Below are 20,664 nucleotides of genomic sequence, written 5' to 3' on the forward strand. Positions count from 1 at the left end.
CCGGTTGAGCGGGATACGCAAGGCGTACGGGAAGACCCTCGCCCTCGACGAACTCGAACTGGAGGTCCGGGAAGGCGAGTTCTTCTGCCTGCTGGGCCCGTCGGGAGCCGGCAAGACCACGACCCTGAAAACCGTCGCCGGGCTCGAACAGCCCGACTCCGGCACGGTCGTGCTCGACGGGGAGGACATGCGGGGGGTCGAGCCGTACGACCGGGGCGTGGCGATGTGCTTCGAGAGCTACGCCCTCTACCCGCACCGCTCGGCCTACGACAACCTCGCCTCGCCGCTGCGCTCCCCCCGGCACCGGCTGCCCGCCGGCGAGGCCCGGCAGCGGATCGGCGCGATCGCCGAACTGCTCGGCATCTCGGCGCTGCTGGACCGGCCCGTGGGCCAGTTGTCCAACGGCCAGCGGCAGCGGGTCGCCCTGGGCCGGGTGCTGGTCCGCCCCGCCCGGGCCTTCCTGCTCGACGAGCCGCTCTCCCACCTCGACGCCAAGCTCCGCCAGCAGATGCGGGCCGAGCTGAAGGCGATCGGGGCCGTGCAGCACACCACCACGCTGTACGTCACGCACGACTCCGTCGAGGCGCTGGCGCTCGGCGACCGGATCGGGGTCATCCGCCAGGGGCGGATCGTGCAGACGGGGACGCGGGAGGAGATCTGGTACCGGCCTCAGGACACCGAGGTCGCGCGGGCCTTCGGCCGGCCCCGGATCAACCTGCTGCCGGGCGTGGTGACGGAGAGCGGCGTGCGCTCGGACGGCGGTGTGGAACTGCCGGTCCGGGCCCGGGCCGCACCGGGCACGGAGGTGCTGGTGGGCCTGCGTCCCCGGGACATCGCCCTGCACGGCGGTGAGGGCCATGAACTGACCGGGACCGTGTACGTCACGGAGGTGCTCGGCCGGTCCGTCGAGGTCACCGTGCGGCTCGGGTCCGGGGAGCGGCGGGTGTCGCTGGTGGCGCCCAGGGCGGACGCGGCGCGCCTTCGTGCGGACGATCCGGTGCGGCTCGTGGTCCGGCCTGAGAACCTGCTGCTGTTCGAGGCCGACCGGCCGGAGCGACCGGGACGACGGATAGAGACACAGCCATGAGCGGCAACAGCAGTGGTGGACAGCAGGGGCCCGCGGTGCGGCAGGCCGCCATGGCCGAGCAGGTGCTGGCCGACGGCTCGGCGACGGCGGCGGAGCTCGCCGAGCGGTTCGGGGTGAGCCTGATGACCATCCACCGGGACCTGGACGAGCTGGAACGGCAGGGCATCGTACGGAAGTTCCGGGGCGGGGTGACCGCGCAGCCGTCGGGGGTCTTCGAGTCGAACGTGCAGTACCGGCTGAAGAGCATGCGGGCCGAGAAGGCGGCCGTCGCCGAGCACGCGCTGCGGATGGTGGAGCCCGGGATGGCGATCCTGCTGGACGACTCCACGTCCACCCTGGAGATAGCCAGGCGGCTGCGCACGGCCGAGGTCACGCCGCTGACGGTCGTCACCAATTTCCTGGAGGCCATCAACCTGCTCTCCGGCCGGCGCGGCATCCACCTGATGGCGCTGGGCGGCGACTACGACCCGCTGCACTCCTCGTTCCTCGGGGTGTCGTGCGTGGAGGCGGTCCAGCAGCTCCGGGTGGACGTGTGCTTCGCGTCGACGTCGGCCGTGCACGGGGGTTACGCCTACCACCAGGAGCAGCACATCGTGTCGGTGAAGCGGGCGATGCTCGACGCGGCGGAGCGCAACGTCCTGCTGATCGACCACACCAAGCTCGGCCGGGTCGCCCTGCACCGGGTCGTCCCGCTGTCCCGCTTCGACACGCTCCTCGTGGACGACGGGGCGTCGCCGGAGGCACTGCGGGACCTGGACGAGCACAAGGTCCGTTACGAGGTTTGCGCGACGCCCGCGAGGGAGCCGTAGGGGCGCGCCGGTGTCGAGACCGCGAGCGCGCGGAGGCCCGAAGGGTCGAGCACGGTCGCGGTCTCGACACCGGCTGAAAGCGCCCTGGAGGCGAACGAGCCATAAAAAGGGGACGGTCATGACGGCAACGGGACTGGAGCTTCGTGAGCTGCGGAAGACCTACCGGTCGCGGGGGCGGCCTTCCGTGGACGCCGTCCGCGGGATCGACCTGACCCTGCGGTCCGGGGAGCTGCTCGGGCTGCTCGGGCCGTCCGGGTGCGGCAAGTCGACCACCCTGCGGATGATCGCCGGGCTGGAGTCCGTCACCGGCGGGGACATCCTGGTCGGCGGGGCGTCGGTCGTCGAACGGCCCGCCCAGCAGCGGAACATCGGGGTCGCGTTCGAGAACTACGCGCTGTATCCGCCGCTGTCGGTCGCGGAGAACCTGGCGTTCGGGCTGAAGGCCCGGCGCGGCGCCGCCCGCGGTGCCCGGGGTGACGTCGAGCGCAAGGTGAAGGACATCGCCGAACGGGTCGGCCTGACCGACCTCCTCGGTGCCCGCCCGGCCGGTCTCTCCAGCGGCCAGAAACAGCGCGTCTCCCTGGCCCGGGCCCTGATCCGCGAACCGGACGTGCTGCTCCTCGACGAGCCCCTGTCCCACCTGGACGCGGCCCAGCGCGACTCCACCCGCAGGGAACTCAAGCGCATCCAGAAGGACCTGGGCCACACCACGATCCTGGTCACCCACGACCAGGAGGAGGCCCTCTCCCTCGCCGACCGGATCGCCGTGATGAAGGACGGCGTCATCCAGCAGCTCGGCACGCCGTATGAGATCTACGACAGTCCGGCCAACGTGTTCGTCGCGGACTTCGTCGGCGAGCCGGCGATCACCCTGCTGCCCGGCATCGCCGGCGACGGGCACGCCCGGCTCTCCGACACGGTGCGGATCGCGCTGCCCGTGCCGGTGGGCGAGGGCCGGAAGGTGGTGGTCGGCATCCGCCCCGAGGACGTCCGCCTCACCGCCGAGGGCGGTCTGCCCGCCCGGGTCGTCGCCCATGAACCGCTCCTGGAGTCGGGCCTGGCGACTCTCGCCCTGGACGGTGTGGAACGGCATCTGGTCGTCCTCACCGATCCCGAGGTGCGGCTCGCGCACGACGAGCGGGTCCGGGTCGCCGCCGACCCCCGGCACACCCATGTCTTCGACGCCGAGACGGGAGCTTCCTTGCGATGACTGACGGAAACAGCGTGCGTGTCGTGGCCGCCGGTGACCACTTCGTCCTGCCGGCGCTGATCACGCGGGCGGTGGAGCACGAGGTGGAGCGGGCGGACGTCCGGGAGCTGAGACTGGGCTGGCCGCTGGAGCCGTTCGGGCCGGTCGCCGAGGTGCAGGAGGCCAGTGACGCCGAGGACGCGATGATCGAGGCGCTGGCCGGGGCGGAGGTCCTGGTCACGCAGATGGGCCCGGTCACCGCGAAGGTCCTCGCCGCCTGCCCGGATCTGCGGCTGGTCGTGGTCTGCCGGGGCGGGCCGGTCAACGTCAACCTGGACGCGGCCAAGGACCATGACGTGCGGGTGTGTTTCGCGCCGGGCCGCAACGCCGCGGCCACCGCCGAGTTCACCGTGGGGATGATGCTGGCCGCCCTGCGCCGCATCCCCCAGGCCCACGACCCGCTCGTCCGGCAGGGCAGCTGGGAGGGGGCGACGTACTACACCTACGAGCAAAGCGGACTGGAGCTGGAGGACCTGCCCGTCGGTCTGGTCGGGTACGGGGCCGTCGGCAGCCGGGTCGCGCGGGTGCTGTGCGCGTTCGGGGCCCGGGTGATGGTCCACGACCCGTATGTGCACGGCGAGATCCACGGCCTGCGCGTGACCTCGCTCGACGACCTCCTGCGCCGCTCCCAGGTGATCACCCTGCACGCCCGGCTGACCCCCGAGACGCGGGGGCTGATCGGCGCCCGCGAGCTGGGGCTGCTGCCGCCCGGCGCGGTCGTGGTGAACGTGGCCCGGGGCCCGCTGCTGGACGAGGGCGCGCTGTGTGACGCGCTGGAGAGCGGGCGGGTGTCGGCGGCTGCCCTGGACACCTATGAGCGGGAGCCGCTGCCGGCTCAGTCCCGGCTGCTGGGACTGGCCGAACGCGTCGTCCTCACCCCCCACTTGGGCGGGGCGTCGCGGGCGGTCGCGGAGAAGGCCGCCCGGATCGCCGCCGAAGAGGTGGGCCGCTGGGTGCGCGGGGAGCCGCTCGCACACTGTCTGACCTGAGGACCCGGAGGAGAGCCGCATGTACGTCGGTATCGATGTGGGCACGTCCATGGTCAAGGCGGCGGCCTTCGACGCCACGGGCCGTGAACTCGCCGTGGCGTCCCGCCCGGTGGAGCTCGCCCTGCACGGCGGGGTCGTCGAGCAGGACATGGAGGAGGTGTACGGGGCGGTCGTCGCGGTGCTCGGGGAGGTCACGGGGCGGGTCCCGGAGCCGGTCGAGCTGGCCGGTCTCACCGGGCAGGGCGACGGGGTGTGGCTGGTCGACGGCGAGGGCCTGCCGGTGCGGGCCGCCGCCTCCTGGATGGACGGGCGGGCGCACGAGCTGGTCGACCGGTGGCTGGCGGACGGCACGTTCGAGAAGGTGTTCCGGCGCACGGGCAGCGCGATGTTCCCGGGCTGTCCGGGCCCGCTGCTGGGGTGGCTGGACCGGCACGAGCCGAAGGCGCTGGACGCCGCGAAGGCGGCCCTGTACTGCAAGGACATGGTGTTCCAGCGGCTGACGGGGGCCGGTCCGGCGACGGATGTGTCGGACGCGTCGATGCCGTTCCTGGACCCGCGGACCCGGACGTACGACAACCGGGTCGTCGAACTGCTGGGGCTGGCGCACCGCCGGGATCTGCTCGCCCCGGTCAGTGACCCGGTCGCGACCGCGGAGGCGCGGGGCGAGGGCCTGCCGTCCGGGACGCCGGTGGCGAACGGCCCCTACGATCTGCCGGCCTGCGCGCTGGGCGCCGGGGTGACGTCCCCGGGGGACGGTCTGCTGATCGTCGGCACCTGTCTGGCCAGCCTGGTCGCCACCACCGAGCTCGATCTGAGCGGCGAACCGGCCGGTCTGTACATCTCCACCGACCGGCCCGGGCACTGGCTGCGCGCCATGCCCGCGATGGTCGGCACGGCGGCGCTGGACTGGGTGCTGTCGACGACCGGCGTGCGGCACGACGAGGTGGACGGCCTGCTGGCCGGGACGCCGCCTGGTGCGCACGGCGTCCGGGTGCTGCCGTACTTCGCGCCCTCCGGGGAGCGCGCGCCCTTCGTGGAACCCCGACTGCGCGCCGAACTCACCGGTGTCTGTCTGGAGTCGACCCGGGGCGATCTGGTCCGCGCCACCTGCGAGGGCATCGGGTACGCGGCCCGGCACTGCCTGGAGGCGGCGGGCCTCACCGGGAGCCTGGCCGTCTGCGGCGGCGGCACCCGCAGCTCCGCCTGGATGCGGCTGCTGGCCGATGTGCTCGGGCGGCCGCTGCGGATCGTGGAGGGCGAGGTCGGCGCCCGGGGCGCGGTCCTGGCGGCGGCCGAGCGGTACGGGGTCGGGCTGGACGCGCGGGCCTGGACGAAACCCACGGCGGTCGTCGAGCCGGACCCGGACCGGGCCGCCTTCTACGCGAGCGGCTACGCCGAGCACCTGGACCGGCTGGCGCAGGCCCGGGACCGGGCCCGCAAGTGAACCTGTCTTCGACAAAGGGGAGTTGCATGCAGCTCGGACGGAGATCCCTCCTGCTCGCGGCGGCCGCGGGGACCGCCGCCGCCACCACGGCCGCCCCGGCGGGCGCCGCACCCCGCGAGGGCGGCGGACCGGTCGTCATCGGCCACCGCGGCGCGGCCGGCTGGCGCCCGGAGCACACGGCGGCGTCGTACACGTATGCCGTGCAGACCGGGGCCGACTGGATCGAACCGGATCTGGTGCCGACGAAGGACCACGTGCTGGTGGTGCGGCACGAGAACGAGATCTCCCAGACGACCGACGTGGCCCGCCGGCCGGAGTTCGAGGGCCGCCGTACGACGAAGACGGTCGACGGACGGGCCGTCACCGGCTGGTTCACGGAGGACTTCACACTGGCCGAGCTGAAGACGCTGCGGGCGGTGGAGCGGCTGCCCGCGGTCCGCAACCGCAACACCGTCTTCGACGGGCGGGAAGAGGTCATGACCTTCCAGGAGGTCGTGGATCTGGCGCGGCGGCTGTCGCGGGAGCACGGCCGGACCATCGCGGTCTTCCCGGAGACCAAGCATCCGACGTACTTCCGCTCGATCGGCCTGCCGCTCGAGCCGGAACTGGCGGCCGTGATCCGCCGCAACCGGCTCGGCCGACGCGAGTGCGTCGTGCAGTCCTTCGAGCCGACGAGTCTGAAGCGGATCGCGGCGGAGCGGCTGGGCGTGCCGCTGTGGCAGGCGCTGGGCACGACGGGCGGGCCGTACGACCTGGTCGCGGCCGGTGATCCGACGACGTACCGGGACATGATGAGCCCCGCGGGACTGGCGCGGATCGCCGCGTACGCGGACTGGATCGGCCCGGACAAGGCCTCGCTCGTCGGCACGTCGCTCGTCGCGGACGCGCACGCGGCGGGGCTGCGGATCGGGCCGTACACCTTCCGCGCGGAGAACCAGTTCCTGCCGGAGCGGTTCCGGCGCGGCGGCGGAGCGAACGATTTCGGGGACGCGTTCGCGGAATACGCGCTGTACTACCGCATGGGGGTCGATGCGGTCGTAACCGACTTCCCGGACTTGGCAGTGATCGCGAGGAGGGGCTGATGACGGTGAGCCGGGCGTGCCGGACCTGCAACACCATGCAGGAGTTCCGGATGCTCAACGCCGCCGAGCGGGCGGCCGTCCGGGCGGAGAAGGGAGCCGGGCACTTCGTGGACGACTACTGGCGCTGCACCGCGGCCGGCTGCCGGTGGTACCAGCGCTATCTCAACCGTGGCGAGGACGGGCTGCTCCCGGAGGAGCTCAGGATCCAGCCCGCCCCCGCCGGGTGAGGCACAGGGGGCTTCTGATGGATCTCCGCAGTCGCGACGCTGCGGAGATCCATCGGCAGCCGCCTAAAGGTTGGAGAAGTCCGGGCCCTTGGTGCGGGTGCGCTTGATCTCGTAGAAGCCGGGCACCGAGGCCACGGCGAGGGTGCCGTCCCACAGGCGGCCGGCCTCCTCGCCCTGCGGGGCCGGGGTGACGACCGGGCCGAAGAAGGCGATCTGCTCGCCGTCGGAGCCGGGCACGGCGATGACCGGGGTGCCGACGTCCTGGCCGACCTTGTCGATGCCCTCCTGGTGAGAGGCGCGCAGCTCCGGCTCGTAGGGAGTGGAGTCCCAGTGGTCCAGGAGGGAGTCGGGCAGGCCGGCGTCCTTCAGGGCGGCGGCGACCGTCTCCTTGCCGGGGCCCTCGTCCCGGTTGTGGATGCGGGTGCCGAGCGCGGTGTAGAAGTCGCCGAGGACCTCGGGGCCCTTCTCCTGCTGGGCGGCGATGACGACCCGGACGGGGCCCCACGCCTTGGTCGCCAGCATGTCGCGGTATTCCTCGGGCAGCTCGTCCAGCCGGTTCTCGTTCAGGACGGCGAGGCTCATGACGTGCCAGCGCACCTCGATGTCCCTGACCTTCTCCACCTCCAGCACCCAGCGGGAGGTCATCCAGGCCCAGGGGCACAGCGGGTCGAACCAGAAGTCGACGGGGGTCTTGTCCGACATGTCTCTCCTCACGAGGAAACCGTTTCTCCGGCAACGCCGGTACGCGCTGCCGTCATTCCCGGCTGCCCCGCGTCAGGGGCACATGGCAGGATCGGTCCTGTTCAGCCGTACCCCACGACACTTGAGGAGTGCCGCCCGTGCCCGGTGAGAATCTGTCCCGCGACGAGGCCCGGGAGCGGGCCGCCCTGCTGAGCGTCGACGGGTACGAGGTGTCCCTCGACCTGCGGTCCGCGGTCGGCGAGGACCCCGGGGACGGGCCCCGCACGTTCCGCTCGGTCACGACGGTCCGCTTCCGCTGCAACGAGCCCGGGGCGAGCACCTTCGCGGACCTGATCGCGCCGAGTGTGACGGCCGTCTCACTCAACGGCCGTGATCTGGACCCCGGTGAGGTCTTCGACGGCTCCCGGATCACGCTGGAGGACCTGGCCGCGGACAACGAGCTGGTGGTCGACGCCCAGTGCGCCTACTCCCGCACCGGCGAGGGCATGCACCGCTTCGTCGACCCCGAGGACGGCGAGGTGTACCTGTACACGCAGTACGAGCCGGCCGACTCGCGCCGCGTCTTCGCGAACTTCGAGCAGCCCGACCTGAAGGCCCCGTACCGCTTCGAGGTGCGGGCACCCGAGGGCTGGACGGTGTGGAGCAACGGGGCCGGTGAGCAGACCGACGGGGTGTGGCGGTTCGCCGAGACCAAGCCGATCTCGACGTACATCACGTGCGTGGTGGCGGGCCCGTACCACTACGTGACGGACTCCTACACGCGTACCTTCGCCGACGGCACGACGCTGGAGATCCCGCTCGGCGCCCTGTGCCGCAAGGGCCTCGCGCCCCACTTCGACGCCGACGACGTGTTCCTGGTCACCAAGCAGGGCCTGGACTTCTTCCACGACCACTTCGACTACCCGTACCCGTTCGGGAAGTACGACCAGGCGTTCGTGCCCGAGTACAACCTGGGCGCGATGGAGAACCCGGGCCTGGTGACGTTCCGTGAGGAGTTCATCTTCCGCGGGAAGGTGACGCAGGCGTCCTACGAGGGCCGGGCCAACGTCGTCCTGCACGAGATGGCGCACATGTGGTTCGGCGACCTGGTCACCATGGAGTGGTGGGACGACCTGTGGCTGAAGGAGTCCTTCGCGGACTTCATGGGTGCGTTCGCCCTGGTCCGCGCGACCCGGTTCGTCAACGGCTGGGTCACCTTCGCCAACCGCCGCAAGGCCTGGGCCTACCGCGCCGACCAGCTGCCCTCCACGCACCCGATCACGGCCGACATCCGCGACCTCCAGGACGCCAAGCTCAACTTCGACGGCATCACGTACGCCAAGGGCGCGTCGGTGCTGAAGCAGCTCGTGGCGTACGTCGGCGAGGAGGCGTTCCTGGAGGGCGCCCGGCGCTACTTCAAGCGGCACGCCTACGGCAACACGCGCCTCGGTGACCTGCTGTCGGTGCTGGAGGAGACCAGCGGCCGGGACATGAGCGCCTGGTCGCGGTCCTGGCTCGAGACGGCCGGGGTGAACTCGCTGACCCCGCAGGTGCTGCTGGACCCGGACGGCCGGATCGAGGAGCTGGCGGTGGTGCAGGAGGCCGCCGAGTCCCACCCGGAACTGCGTCCGCACCGGGTGGCGGTGGGCCTGTACCGGGTGACGGACGGCGGTGCGCTGGAGCGGTACGCGCGCGTGGAGACCGACGTCGACGGTGCCCGTACGGTCGTGGCGGATCTGGCCGGCGCCGAGGCCCCCGACCTGGTCCTGGTCAACGACGACGACCTGACCTACTGCAAGATCCGCTTCGACGAGACCTCCCTGGCGACGCTGCGCGAGCACCTGGGCGCGATCACCGACCCGCTGGCGCGTGCCCTGTGCTGGTCGGCGCTGTGGAACATGACCCGTGACGCGCTGCTGCCGGCCCGGGAGTTCGTCGATCTGGTGCTGCGCTTCGGCGGGCGCGAGTCCGAGATCGGCGTCGTGCAGATGCTGCACGCGTGGGCGGAGTCGGCGGTCACGCACTACACGGCGCCCGCCCGGCGGGAGACGGCCGCGCGGCTGCTCGCCGAGGGCGCCCGGCGCGAGCTGTACGCGGCCGGGCCGGGCAGCGAGCACCAGCTCGCCTGGGCGCGCTTCTTCGCCCGGACGGCCGCCGCCGAGGCCGACTTCGCGCTGCTGCGGGACCTGCTCGCCGGCACGGCGGCGGTCGAGGGCCTCGACCTGGACCAGGAGCTGCGCTGGGCGTTCCTGGAGCCGCTGGCCGCGCACGGGATCGTCGACGAGAAGGCGCTGGCCGAAGAACTGACCCGGGACGACACGGCGTCCGGCAAGCGCCACCAGGTGCGCTGTCTGGCCGCCCGCCCGTCCGAGGCGGTCAAGGCGCAGGCGTGGGCGCAGGTGGTGGAGTCAGACGCGCTGTCCAACGCCATGGTGGAGGCGACCATCTCCGGCTTCTCCCAGGGCTCGCAGCGGGAGCTGATCGCGCCGTACGCGGCGAAGTACTTCGCGGCGATCGAGCGGGTGTGGTCCGAGCGGTCGATCCAGATCGGCATGCACGTGGTGCAGGGCCTGTTCCCGTCGCTCCAGCAGTCGCGGGAGACGCTGGACGCCACCGACGCCTGGCTGGACGCCCACAAGGAGGCGGCCCCGGCGCTGCGCCGGCTGGTGCTGGAATCCCGTGACGACCTGGCACGGGCGTTGCGTGGACAGGCGTGCGACGAGGCCTCTGACCATTGACTTGCACCTCGGGTGAAGCCCGAGGTTCTGGCCTTCTCCACCGGTTGCTGTGCCGCTACGCGGCACGGCTTCCGGCGGGGAGTCCATGGCTTCCTGTTTCTTCGCGCTGTGCCGGGACTGCTCCCGGTCTTACCGACGCTCCGCAGGCCGATACCGCCAGTCCGGCGGCCGTCTTCACATTGATCGCGGCGTTGGTGTCCCGGTCGTGGACAGTACCGCAGGCGGTACAGGTCCACTCCCGCACGTTCAGAGGTTTGGGTCCGTCCACGGCTCCGCAGGTGGAGCAGGTCTGGGAGGTCGGTTCGAACCGGCCGATCTTCACCAGGGTGCGGCCGTACCGGGCGGCCTTGTACTCCAGCATGTTCACGAACGACGACCAGCCCGCGTCATGAACGGACTTGGCCAGCTTCGTGCGGGCCAGTCCCGCCACCGACAGGTCCTCCACGGAGATCCCTTGGTTCTCGGAGATCAGCCTGGTGGAGAGCTGGTGGTGGAACTCACGGCGTGCGTCGGCAACTGTGGCGTGGGCACGGGCGACCTTCAGACGGGCCTTGGCTCGGTTCTTCGAGCCTTTCTGTTTGCGGGACAGCTCCCGCTGGGTCTTCTTCAGTTTCTTCTCCGCGCGCCGCAGGAAGCGCGGGGAGTCGATCTTCGTGCCGTCGGAGAGGACCGCGAAGTGCGTGAGGCCGAGATCGATGCCGATGGTGCGTTCGGTATCGGGCATCCGGGCGTCGTCGGCGACGGGGTCGGTGTCAATGACGAAGGAGGCGAAAAATCTGCCAGCCGCGTCCTTGATGACGGTGACGGAGGTGGGAGCGGCGGGCAGCGTGCGGGACCATTTCACCTTCACTGCGCCGATCTTCGGCAGGTTCAACCGCCCTTGGCCGGTGATGCTCCAGCGGGCGTTGGCGGTGAACCGGATCGACTGCCGCGTGTTCTTACGGGACTTCAATCGTGGTGCTCTCATCTTCGGTCCCTCGCGCGTGCCCTTGAGGGAACGGAAGAAGTTGCGGTACGCGGCCTCGGCGTCCCGCAGGGACTGCTGGAGCACCACCACGGAGACCTCGCCGAGCCAGGACCGTTCGACTGTCCGTTTCGCCTCGGTGATCAGCTTCCGTGACAGCTGACCGGCCGTCGGGAACGGCTGCCCGGCCTTACGGGCGTCCTCGCGAGCACGCACGGCGTCGTTGAACACGACGCGAGCGCACCCGAACGCCCTGGCCAACGCGGCCTGCTGAGCGGTGTCGGGGTACAACCTGAAGGCGTACCGGAGCTGCATGACGATCACAGTAGGCACGTCGAACCCACGTCGCCATCGGGAACATGCGAACGATGCGTCACCGTCACGAGCGGGGGCCCAGCTCCGCCACACGACAACGTGACACGGCCACAAGGTTCGTTTCACCTCCGGCCCGAAGGCCGGAGCGCTGCGCATGATGTCCAGAAATTCTGACCTGAGATCCGGGCGTTCTTCCATCGTTACGAGACGAGTGCCCTCTGAGCCGTAACCCCTGGTCCGCACCCGAACGGACCAGGGGCTTTCGGCATCCGAACACTCGTCCTTTAGCGCTGGGTTATCCGTATTTGTCGACGGACCTGTAACAGCGGTTCAAGAAGGCCCGGAGCACGGGAAATTGCGGGTCATGACCCACAACACCCCGCTCTCCCCCCGCCTCCCGCACGACCTGTCCGGCGGTGGCCGCCCCCGTGTGATGACGACCGCCCAGCTCCGCTCACACGGCGTCTCCACGGCCGAGACGAACGGGCAGTGCCGCGCGGGCGGCCCCTGGCAGCAGCTCCTCCCCGGCGTCGTCCTGCTCCACCCGGGCCCGCCGACCAGCGAGGAGCGGCTGCACGCGGTGCTGATGTACGCGGCGCGGGAACGCGGCAGCGGGGTGCCCGCCCAGCCCGGCGCGGGCCGGGCGCACGCCCCCGCCTATCCCGAGGTGATGATCACGGGCCTGGCCGCGCTGACGCTGCACGGCTTCTCCTCCACTCCCCCGCTGCCGTCCCTGGACGCCATCGACGTCCTGGTCCCGCGGCTGCGGCGGCTGCGCTCCACGGGCTGCGCGCGCATCGTCCGCACACCCGTCATGCCCGCGCCCGAGCAGGTCACGGGGGTGCCGGTGGCGCCGGTCGCCCGCGCGCTGGCCGACGCGGTGGCCGAACTGGCGGACGCCGGCGTCGTCCGCCGGCTGCTCACGGAGGCGGTCCGCGGTGGGCACTGCGACCCGACGGCGGTGGTCCGCGAGCTGAACCAGGCCCGGCTGCTGAGCCGCCCGCACGTGGTGGACGCGGTGGAGTCCCTGCTCGCCGAGGGCCGGGCACGGGCGGAGGACCGTCTGTACCGGATGGTCCACGAGTACGGCCTGCCCGACCCGGTCTGGAACGTCGACCTGCGCCTGCCCGGCGGCCCCTACCTGGGCGGCCTCGACGCGTACTGGCCCGAACAGGCGGTGGCCGTGGAGCTCGACACCCGGGCGCCCCGCCAGGACGACGACGCCCTGTGGTCCGAGTACGCCCGCAAGCGCGAGCACCTGGAGCGGCTCGGCATCACGGTCGTCCACATCACGCCGCGCAAGCTCCGCGACTCCCCGGAGCAGCAGGCGACGGTGCTCCGCACGGCCCTGATGGCCTCAGCCGACCGCGAACCGGCCGCGTACGTCGTGGTGCTGCCCCGTTAGGGAAGGACGCGGGGGCAGGACCAGGAGGGGAGAGGAGGGGCCGCCGGGCGTTCGCCGGCGGCCTCTGCTCGGCGGTCTTCCCATCGCCGGCTTCAAGGCAAATGGCGGGACCGCCTGCTCCTTTGCCGATTTCGTGCTTTCAGAAGCCGGGCAAAGGGCGCTACATGCAAGCACCACCTCGTTCTTGCGCAGGTGCACCGTGAGGATGTCAGTCACCGAAGGGAATTCGGTCATCGAAGTCAGCGTCATCTGGGAACACAGGCGGTAGCCATCCTCGTGAGCTAGCAAGCTTGAGTAGCTCTTCAGGCACCTGAACCCGGTACTTTTCGACGTAGTACGGATATGAGCTGGGCCAGAACCAAACCCCGTCCGTTTGAACACTGAGTTCCGCGACGAACGGCCTGTCAGGGTCGACTTCGTCATACACTCCGACGCCAGAAACCGTAATCTGATGCGCGTTCCGAAGGTACGAAGCGATGGATTCCACGGGGCCCGCATATTTGCCGCGGGAGTCGGCAAGCGTCGGCTGGCCAGGTTCCCCGAATTCCGTGTCGCTGTAAAACCCAGCCGGTCGGAGCTTTTCGCTCATCCTTTGTTCCCTCCCGGTTGAAACAACTTCCACTCGCCAGTCTTTCCGTACGGCTTTGGAGAGACACGCAAAACGCCGTTACCCTTGGCCCAGACTATTTCGGTCGGAGCCAACACCTTGACGCCCAGGGAGTTCGACAGGTTTTGCGCGGAAGTAGCTCCGCACGATCCCGTATTGCAGGCAATCAGGCGGATCGGCGAACCGTCCCATCCCGGGTCTTTCCTGACGAGGTTCGCAACAGTCCGGTGGCTGACGCGCTCCGCCGACCCTGATACGAAGGCAAAATTGTCCTTGGCGCCATGGATGATCACGTCATAGTAACCCTCCTTGGACAAGGCCTTCGATGCGTTGACTCCGAACTGGTCGGTGGCGAGTACGAGCTTGCCGCTCCCTGCGGACGCGGCGCCCCTTGCGGCCGCTCGGCTCCCTTCGGCGCCTCCAGCCACGCTGCCGATTCTGAGCGCGCCCCAAGCAGGCTTGATCAGATTACCCAAACCGCCAGTCAGCGCTCCGACGAGCAGGTCGGTAGGTGTCGTCGGCTGGCACTGCGCGGTGTTGATGGCCCATGTGAGCCCCATGCCAATGGCCGCGTCGGTGACAACGGCAACGCCGAGAGCTCGTCCGCCCTGCAGCCCCAGCTGTGTGGCCAGCGCGGTGCCGGCCGGGGCGAGGAAACCGCCGACTGCTCCGACGACTGCGCCTTGTCCCGTAGCGGCAGCGAAGTCGCCCCAGTCGAAGTCGTCCCTGTGGCTGAGGGCGTAGACCCCACCGCCGACGACACCGCCGATAAGAGCGCCAACGCACATCGGGCACTGGCCGGACGGATCTGACAGGTTGGCTGGGTCGTTGTCGGCGTAGTTGTACGGGGACTGGTTGGGGTTGTCCGCGGCGGACGGGATCGGGTCCTGGGTGGTGAAGCGGCGCTGGGCGGTGTCGTAGGAGCGGGCCCGGAGCTGGAGACGGTCGGGGAGGTACTGGTCCTTGTACTGGCCGGTGTAGCCGAAGGGGCTGGTTTGGCCGCCGGTGATGGTGGCTTTGCCGGTCGGGGAGCCCCAGGCGCTGTAGGTGTAGCGGTAGTTGTCCGTGCCTGCTGCGTCGTATACCGCGCTGGTGGAGTTCTGGCGGTCCTGGGTGAAGTAGTAGGTGCCGGCGGTGCGGTCCATGGAGCGGGCCGTGCCGTCGGGGTCGTAGTGGTAGTCCGCGAGCAGGGCGCCGGCTGCGTTGGTGTCGGTGGCGAGCTGCGGGAGCGGGTTGTTGATGTCCCAGCGGGATGTTCCGGCGAGCGCGTTGTTCTTGTTGACCGTGGTGCGGTTGCCGTCGGCGTCGTAGGTGAACCCGTACGTGTTGGTGCCGATGGTCGCGGACTTAAGGCGGCCCGATGGGTCGTACGCGTACGTGCCGTCGTCGTCCTTGGTCTGATTGCCGTCGTCGTCGTAACCGAAGCTCGTGGTCGTTGTGCCGCTCGTCGTCGACTGCAACCGGTCGCCGTCGTCGTAGGCGTAGGTGGTCGTGGAGCTTGAGCTCGCTGCCGTCTTGAGGTTGCCGACCTTGTCGTAGCCGTACGAGGTGCCGGCGGCGCCTGTGAGGCACGACGTGGCGGATGTGTCGGTGCACACGCGGGTCATGCGACCGGCGTCGTCGTACGCGTAGCGGGTCGGGTAGCCCGTGCCGGGCTTGTCGCCGACCAGACGGTTGTTCTCGTCATAGGTGAAGGTGTTGCTGACGGTGGGCGAGGTCAGCGTTGCCAGGCGTCCGGCCTCGTCGTACGCGCGCGTCTCGCTGCGGGCCGTGGTGGTGGGCAGGGTGACCGAGGTGAGGTTTCCCGCCTTGTCGTAGCCGTAGGAGACGGCCTTGGAGTTGGTCGTCCGGGTCTTGGTACGACCGACCTTGTCGTAGCCGTAACTTGTGGTCCGACCGTCCGGGTAGGCACGGGACTTGAGGGTGTCGTCGGTGTTCCAGACGTAGGTGAACGGCTTCGTCGCGCCCGGTGACGTGATCGTCTGGATCTTGTCGTCGTCGTCGTACGTCAGCGTGCGGCTGCCGGTGGCGTCGGTGACGGTCTTCAGGCGGCTCGCGTCGTCATAGCCGTACGTCTGAGCCGCGGTGCCGTCGGAGTACGTGATCTTCGTCGGCAGGTTGCGCGCGTCGACCGTGGTGGTGATGGTCTGCGCGCGGGCGTTGGTGTACTTGGTGCGGTTGCCGTCGAGGTCGTACTCATAGGCGACCGTCTTGCCCAGCGGGTTCTTGACCGACGTCAGCTGGCCTTCGTCGTTGTAGCCGTAGGTGCTGGTGTGCGTGTTGGCGTCGGTGCTGGTCTCGAGGAAGCCGGCCTTGTTGTAGGTGAAGGCGATCGCTCCGGTGTCCGGGGCTGTGACCTTCTTCGGTCGGTTGAGCTCGTCGTACTCGTAGACAGTCTGCTTGTTGCGGGCGTCGGTGACAGAGCCGACGTTGCCGACGGCGTCGTAGCCGGTCTTGCGCTGGTGGCCGAGCGGGTCGGTGGAAGACGTGGGATTGCCGGCCGCGTCGTAGCCGTACTTCCAGGTGTACTTCGCCGGGTCGGCGCCGGTGACGTTGCCGCGCGGGTCGACGGTGGTGGCGTGGTTGCCGTCGTCGTCGTAGGTGTAGGTGGTGCGCTCGGCTTCGGGGGAGACTTCGGCGGCCAGGTGGCTGTCGTCGTCGTACTCGTAGGTGGTGAGGTAGCCGGCCCAGGTCTTCGACGATTTCAGTCGGTTGTTGTCGTCGTAGTCCAGCGTCATGCCGTGGCCGAGGCCGTCGGTGGTCTTCACGACGCTGCCGTTGTCGTCGTAGGTGACGCTGCGGGTGTGGCTGAGTGGATCGGTGACCGACAGCGGCCGGTTGTCCGCGTCCCAGGTGAAGGCGGTGGTCTTGCCGAGCGGGTCGGTCACGGTCTTGCGGTTGCCGACCTTGTCGTATCCGACCTTCCAGGTGTACTGCTTCGGGTCGGCACCCGTGGCGTTGCCGCGGGCGGTCACCACCTGAATCTGGTTGCCGGCCTTGTCGTACGCGTAGGTGACGGTCGCGCCCCGACGGTTGGTCTCCTTGCCGAGCCTCCCGACCGGGTCATAGTCCAGGACCGTCTGCTTCAGCGCCGGGTCCGTGATCGTCTTCAGGCGGCCCGCGTCGTTGTAGGTGTAGGCCGTGACGCGCTTGGCGGCATCCGTGACCGTGCGAAGGTTGCCGAGCTCGTCGTAGTCGTAGGACGTGGTGTTGCCACGCGCGTCGGTGACTGTCTTGACACGGTTCGCGGGGTCGTACGTGTAGGCGGTCGTGTACTTGGCCGGGTCCGCGCCGGTGAGGTTGCCACGAGGGTCGACGACCGTCTTCACCTGTCCCGATGGGAAGTAGGTGTAGGTGGTCCTGTTGCCCTTCGGGGTAGTGACCGACGTCAGGTTGCCGTCGGTGTCATAGCCGTACTTCGTGGTCTTGCCACGCGGTGTGGTGACGGTTTCCAGTAGCCCCGTGGTGGCGTTGTAGCCGTACGTCGTCGTCTTGCCGAGCGGGTCCTTGACGGTGCTGACCTGGTTGGCCGTGGTGTAGCCGAAGATGTAGTCGTTGTACTCGCCGTCCGTGTAGGTGGCCACGTTGCCCTTGGCGTCGTACGTCCACTCCTCATCCGACGAGGCATTGGACCGGCTCTTCAGACGCCCCTGGGTGTCGTACTCCCACTTGGTCTCGCGGATCTCCGCATCGATCGTGCTCGTGCGGTTGAAGAATTTGTCATAGCGGTAGTAACTCTTGTTGTTCAGCGGGTCGATCTGCGTGAACAGGACGTTCTTGTAGTAGACGTCCGTCCACACGCCGCCGTCCGGAGCTGTGACGTCGACCTGGTCGAAGACACCGTTCCTCGAGTAGGTGAACTTCGTGTCGTGCCCCAAGGCGTCCGTCTGGGATGCGACCCGGCCCTGCGTGTCGTACGTGTTGAACGTGACTTGCTTGTTCCGGGCGTTCGTCACCTTGTTGACCCGGCCAGAGGCGTCGTACCCGTAGGACTCCGTCTCGCCGTCCAGGGCTGTCACGCCGGTCAGCCGGTCGCCCGTGTAGCTGTAGTCGACCACCCGGCCGTCGGACAGCGTCACCGTGTCCAGCCGGTCACCCGCATAAGCGAGTTTGGCTGCTCGGCCGACCGCGTCCGTGATGGTGGTGGGCTTGCCGCCCGTGTACGTCAGGGACAGGCCGCGGCCAGTGCGGTCCTTGACTGCGGTCAACTGGCCATTGGCATTGAAGGCGTACGTCGACTGCTCGGCGGTCGTCAGCGTGTAGCCGCTGCCATCGGTTGCCAGCTTGGAGCGGGCCTGACCTGGGGCGGTGAAGGCTCCACCAGACTTCTTGATGTACGTGTGCCGGGTGCCGCCCTCCCCGACCAACACCGCATCACCGTCGGCCTCGATCTTCAGCCGCGTTTCCCACGGCACCTGCCAGCCCTTGCCGAGCGCTCCGGTTTCGGTGTTGTCGGACGAGTAGACGCGTCCGAGCTGCAACGGAACGCCGGGAGCCGGGACCTCGGCGTCGGTGAACACCTCCGTGAAGGCGCCGGTAGCCGTATTCACGGGGTCGGCACGCATCACCGTCGTACCGGCGGCACCACTGGCGTCACCGCACACCGCGGCACATGCCGCGCCCTCGGGCAGGGACGGCACGATGTAGAACATGTTGTACGAGCCGCAGGACTCGGTGTCCGTGGGGTCGTCCGTCACGGTCGTGCAAGCCCAGATGGTGAAGCTGGGGACCTGCTGAGTGCACTCCGTGGTGGGCACGGTGAAAGACGCGTTCACCACCGGGAACACCTTGTCGGTGTTCAAGGTCGGCGCCTGGACCGTCTGCCCGAAGTCGACGAACTGAACGTCGTCGTTGCTCAGGCGACAGCCGTAGTAGTCCACCTTCCAGCGCACCTTCACCGGGTGCACCTCGGTGTCCGCGCCTCCGGACTGCCAGATCGCCGCGGAGACCTGCAAGGGCTCGCCCGGCACAGCCGCACCGATGTGGTTGCCGAGTGCCATCAGCCAACCGCCTTGCTGCGCGGCGGCGTTACCGAACGGGTCGGCCGTCACCTGATACAGGGCACCGCTGGAGTACGAAGCCGCGTCGCTGCCGGCGGCGAACGAGGCCTGGTCGATGCTGCCGCCAGGACTGCGGCGGGTGGCCGGAACACGCGAGGACATGAGTCCTGGCTTTCGCAGTTGCCGCTGATTCTGCTTCAGCAGCTTGATCTGCGCTGCCGTGGCCGGTTTGCTCTTCGTCGTCGGCAGGGCCCGCGCCCTGCTCGGCTTGGCCCGGTCCTTCGTCTGCGCCCGCCGCTCCTGCGGCGTGACGGGCTTGTGGTGCGCGGCGGGCTGCGGGCCCCGGTATCGGGCCTCGTTACTGGCACCAACGCTGGCGGTGCTGTCGGTGGCCACCTTGATCAGCCAACCGCCACCCGCCACAACGGACAGCACCAGCAGCACAATCAGCGACCGCACCCGTGCAGACGAAAACGTCAGCACTCCCCCACCCCTATCACGAAAACCACATAAGACGACACGCCTCACACACAAGTGCAAGATCATGTACGCCCCATGGTTCGACCGGCAAGAGGCAGCTGCCACTTTGGCTGATTGGCATGCACCGTACATAAGGCGCGGACTCCGGCAACTCCTGTACCGAGCCGAAGAGTTCGCAGGTGCATCCACGCCAGGCGGATCCCGCACATACAGTCCGTCCTGGCTCGATCCGGTCACTCGCGCGGACGGCACCTGTACCGGCAGGTGGGGAGGACCGGTCAACCAGGTGGCACCTCGGAGAGCCTCGGCATCCACACCCCCAGGGGGCGAGTGCGATCCAGACGCTCTTCAGCCAGATCCGATTCGTGCCGCGCCTGCGCTCTTCGGCCCAGGCCCGACGCCAGTCACCCAGTCCAGGAGCGACGGTCGGAGTGGTGAGACCTGACGTCCCTTCCGCTACCCCACTGCAGCAAGGGGGCGCATTTTCAGCCATTGGCATCGCGGCATCTTTACAGCGAAGCCCGCGCCATCGATGATCTTCCTTGCTGTTTCAGTGAACCTTACTTATGGGGTCCGGGCGCGCTGTTCAGCCAGTTCATGAGGCTTCGAGCCGCGCCAGGGCGCCGGTGACCTCGTCGACCCAGGGTCAGCGCCTTACCCCTTCCGATGATCATCGTTTGGAATCCTGTTCGAGTGGACAGCAATCCATGCTTCATACCCAATTTGGTGAATTGGGTAATATCCGTGCGGGGCCCTCGCCGGTTTATCCGGTGCTGTGATCTCCAATCGTGCGCCCATATTCGAGCGAAAAAGAGAGAAGAATGGTTAACCTCAGGCAAGGGACCGCCCTTACGCTGGCGCTAGCTGCATTGACTGTGTCCGCGCCGGCGTTTGCGATCAACGCTTCGACTGATGGCGCATATGCCTACACGTCTGGTTCCGACCACTACGCAAACGTCAAGGACACGGCGAAGGATGGTCACCCGGTAAAGGCTCAGTATTCACGAAACTTCCCGCAGGATGACGTGTCCACTCTGTGGGAGAAGCGCGGGTACGGGCATACCGCGAAGAGCGGATACGGGGGGAAGATCTGGCAGATCCGCGCCTGCGAGTACATCGACAACTGGCCTGACGACTGTAGCGCCTGGGACAACGACTGACGCAACCCAGCTTTTATACACTTCGCAGGACTCAATTAATGCACTCTGAAAATCGAGTACAGGGAAGGTTTTCGTTGAAAATCAAGAAAGTGGCGGCCGGTCTGATCGCGGCGGCGGCGCTCACCGCGTCCACGCCTGCATTTGCCGGTGAGATCGACGCAGCGACCGACGGGGCCCACGCCTTTACGTCAAGCCAACAACACTACGCAAACATCTCCGACATCAAGGCCGATGGCCACCCCGTAAAGGCTCAGTACAGCTATCCGTTCTTCGCCGAAGACGTCTACAACTTGTGGGAGAAGCGAGGCAAGGGGTACTCGAACAAGAGCGCGTACAAGACCAACCAAATATGGCGCATAAAGGCCTGCGAGTACATCAACCGTTGGCCGGATGATTGCAGCGCCTGGGACAACGACTGATGTAATGA

At 68.8% G+C, this 20,664-nt stretch carries 15 protein-coding genes; 11 read left to right on the forward strand and 4 right to left on the reverse strand.

What is annotated here, in order from left to right; genetic code table 11:
* Positions 1-4 precede the first annotated feature (4 nt).
* The 7 genes from IGS69_RS11330 to IGS69_RS11360 all read left to right on the forward strand — a co-directional run bounded on the left by IGS69_RS11330 (position 5) and on the right by IGS69_RS11360 (position 6,887).
* Positions 5-1,087: an ABC transporter ATP-binding protein gene (locus tag IGS69_RS11330; protein WP_232543483.1), complete on the forward strand. Its 1,083-nt coding sequence runs from the start codon at positions 5-7 to the stop codon at positions 1,085-1,087.
* On the forward strand, positions 1,084-1,896 hold the full coding sequence (locus IGS69_RS11335) for a DeoR/GlpR family DNA-binding transcription regulator (RefSeq protein ID WP_190898737.1): 813 nt from the start codon (positions 1,084-1,086) through the stop codon (positions 1,894-1,896). Before IGS69_RS11330 ends, IGS69_RS11335 begins: the two co-directional genes overlap by 4 nt.
* 118 nt (positions 1,897-2,014) lie before the next feature.
* Positions 2,015-3,106 carry an ABC transporter ATP-binding protein gene (locus IGS69_RS11340; RefSeq protein WP_190898739.1) on the forward strand — a complete coding sequence of 364 codons (1,092 nt, stop codon included), beginning with the start codon at positions 2,015-2,017 and terminating at the stop codon, positions 3,104-3,106.
* Positions 3,103-4,134 (forward strand): 2-hydroxyacid dehydrogenase, encoded by a 1,032-nt coding sequence (locus tag IGS69_RS11345; protein ID WP_190898741.1) that lies wholly within the window; start codon positions 3,103-3,105, stop codon positions 4,132-4,134. Before IGS69_RS11340 ends, IGS69_RS11345 begins: the two co-directional genes overlap by 4 nt.
* Before the next feature lie 19 nt (positions 4,135-4,153).
* Entirely contained in the window at positions 4,154-5,578 is a 1,425-nt protein-coding gene (locus IGS69_RS11350; RefSeq protein ID WP_190898743.1) for an FGGY-family carbohydrate kinase, read from the forward strand.
* 26 nt (positions 5,579-5,604) lie between these two features.
* Positions 5,605-6,660, forward strand: a complete 1,056-nt coding sequence (locus tag IGS69_RS11355; protein WP_190898745.1) for a glycerophosphodiester phosphodiesterase family protein — start codon at positions 5,605-5,607, stop codon at positions 6,658-6,660.
* Positions 6,660-6,887 carry a hypothetical protein gene (locus IGS69_RS11360; RefSeq protein ID WP_190898747.1) on the forward strand — a complete coding sequence of 76 codons (228 nt, stop codon included), beginning with the start codon at positions 6,660-6,662 and terminating at the stop codon, positions 6,885-6,887. The genes IGS69_RS11355 and IGS69_RS11360 overlap by 1 nt, the downstream gene beginning before the upstream one ends.
* A gap of 63 nt (positions 6,888-6,950) precedes the next feature.
* On the opposite strand, the gene IGS69_RS11365 is transcribed toward IGS69_RS11360, so the two are convergent.
* Positions 6,951-7,589, reverse strand: coding sequence for a mycothiol-dependent nitroreductase Rv2466c family protein (locus tag IGS69_RS11365; RefSeq protein ID WP_190898749.1), 639 nt, complete (start codon positions 7,587-7,589; stop codon positions 6,951-6,953).
* Positions 7,590-7,726: 137 nt separating this feature from the next.
* Between IGS69_RS11365 and pepN the strand changes: the two genes are divergently transcribed.
* Positions 7,727-10,306 (forward strand): aminopeptidase N, encoded by a 2,580-nt coding sequence (gene pepN, locus IGS69_RS11370; RefSeq protein ID WP_190898751.1) that lies wholly within the window; start codon positions 7,727-7,729, stop codon positions 10,304-10,306.
* 55 nt (positions 10,307-10,361) lie between these two features.
* Here pepN and IGS69_RS11375 read toward each other — a convergent pair whose 3' ends face one another.
* Positions 10,362-11,585, reverse strand: a complete 1,224-nt coding sequence (locus tag IGS69_RS11375) for an RNA-guided endonuclease InsQ/TnpB family protein (RefSeq protein WP_190898753.1) — start codon at positions 11,583-11,585, stop codon at positions 10,362-10,364.
* 364 nt (positions 11,586-11,949) lie between these two features.
* Between IGS69_RS11375 and IGS69_RS11380 the strand changes: the two genes are divergently transcribed.
* Positions 11,950-12,990: a hypothetical protein gene (locus tag IGS69_RS11380; protein WP_190898755.1), complete on the forward strand. Its 1,041-nt coding sequence runs from the start codon at positions 11,950-11,952 to the stop codon at positions 12,988-12,990.
* 208 nt (positions 12,991-13,198) lie between these two features.
* Here IGS69_RS11380 and IGS69_RS11385 read toward each other — a convergent pair whose 3' ends face one another.
* On the reverse strand, positions 13,199-13,579 hold the full coding sequence (locus IGS69_RS11385) for a hypothetical protein (protein ID WP_190898757.1): 381 nt from the start codon (positions 13,577-13,579) through the stop codon (positions 13,199-13,201).
* Positions 13,576-19,143 carry a DUF6531 domain-containing protein gene (locus tag IGS69_RS11390; RefSeq protein ID WP_190898759.1) on the reverse strand — a complete coding sequence of 1,856 codons (5,568 nt, stop codon included), beginning with the start codon at positions 19,141-19,143 and terminating at the stop codon, positions 13,576-13,578. Before IGS69_RS11390 ends, IGS69_RS11385 begins: the two co-directional genes overlap by 4 nt.
* A 755-nt stretch (positions 19,144-19,898) precedes the next feature.
* Between IGS69_RS11390 and IGS69_RS11395 the strand changes: the two genes are divergently transcribed.
* Both IGS69_RS11395 and IGS69_RS11400 read left to right on the forward strand, forming a co-directional pair.
* Complete coding sequence (locus tag IGS69_RS11395) at positions 19,899-20,237, forward strand: hypothetical protein (RefSeq protein ID WP_190898761.1); 339 nt, start codon at positions 19,899-19,901, stop codon at positions 20,235-20,237.
* A gap of 74 nt (positions 20,238-20,311) precedes the next feature.
* Complete coding sequence (locus IGS69_RS11400) at positions 20,312-20,656, forward strand: hypothetical protein (RefSeq protein WP_190898763.1); 345 nt, start codon at positions 20,312-20,314, stop codon at positions 20,654-20,656.
* Positions 20,657-20,664 lie beyond the last annotated feature (8 nt).

The sequence above is a fragment of the Streptomyces tuirus genome, from assembly GCF_014701095.1.
GTDB classification, from domain to species: domain Bacteria; phylum Actinomycetota; class Actinomycetes; order Streptomycetales; family Streptomycetaceae; genus Streptomyces; species Streptomyces tuirus.

Bases quoted from the DNA above. Each gene is read 5' to 3' on its own strand.
- IGS69_RS11355 (WP_190898745.1), top strand. From the start codon at position 5,605: ATGCAGCTCGGACGGAGATCCCTCCTGCTCGCGGCGGCCGCGGGGACC.
- IGS69_RS11350 (WP_190898743.1), top strand. From the start codon at position 4,154: ATGTACGTCGGTATCGATGTGGGCACGTCCATGGTCAAGGCGGCGGCC.
- IGS69_RS11365 (WP_190898749.1), bottom strand. From the start codon at position 7,589: ATGTCGGACAAGACCCCCGTCGACTTCTGGTTCGACCCGCTGTGCCCC.
- IGS69_RS11395 (WP_190898761.1), top strand. From the start codon at position 19,899: ATGGTTAACCTCAGGCAAGGGACCGCCCTTACGCTGGCGCTAGCTGCA.
- IGS69_RS11380 (WP_190898755.1), top strand. From the start codon at position 11,950: ATGACCCACAACACCCCGCTCTCCCCCCGCCTCCCGCACGACCTGTCC.
- IGS69_RS11385 (WP_190898757.1), bottom strand. From the start codon at position 13,579: ATGAGCGAAAAGCTCCGACCGGCTGGGTTTTACAGCGACACGGAATTC.
- IGS69_RS11390 (WP_190898759.1), bottom strand. From the start codon at position 19,143: ATGATCTTGCACTTGTGTGTGAGGCGTGTCGTCTTATGTGGTTTTCGT.
- IGS69_RS11335 (WP_190898737.1), top strand. From the start codon at position 1,084: ATGAGCGGCAACAGCAGTGGTGGACAGCAGGGGCCCGCGGTGCGGCAG.
- IGS69_RS11345 (WP_190898741.1), top strand. From the start codon at position 3,103: ATGACTGACGGAAACAGCGTGCGTGTCGTGGCCGCCGGTGACCACTTC.
- IGS69_RS11340 (WP_190898739.1), top strand. From the start codon at position 2,015: ATGACGGCAACGGGACTGGAGCTTCGTGAGCTGCGGAAGACCTACCGG.
- IGS69_RS11360 (WP_190898747.1), top strand. From the start codon at position 6,660: ATGACGGTGAGCCGGGCGTGCCGGACCTGCAACACCATGCAGGAGTTC.
- IGS69_RS11375 (WP_190898753.1), bottom strand. From the start codon at position 11,585: ATGCAGCTCCGGTACGCCTTCAGGTTGTACCCCGACACCGCTCAGCAG.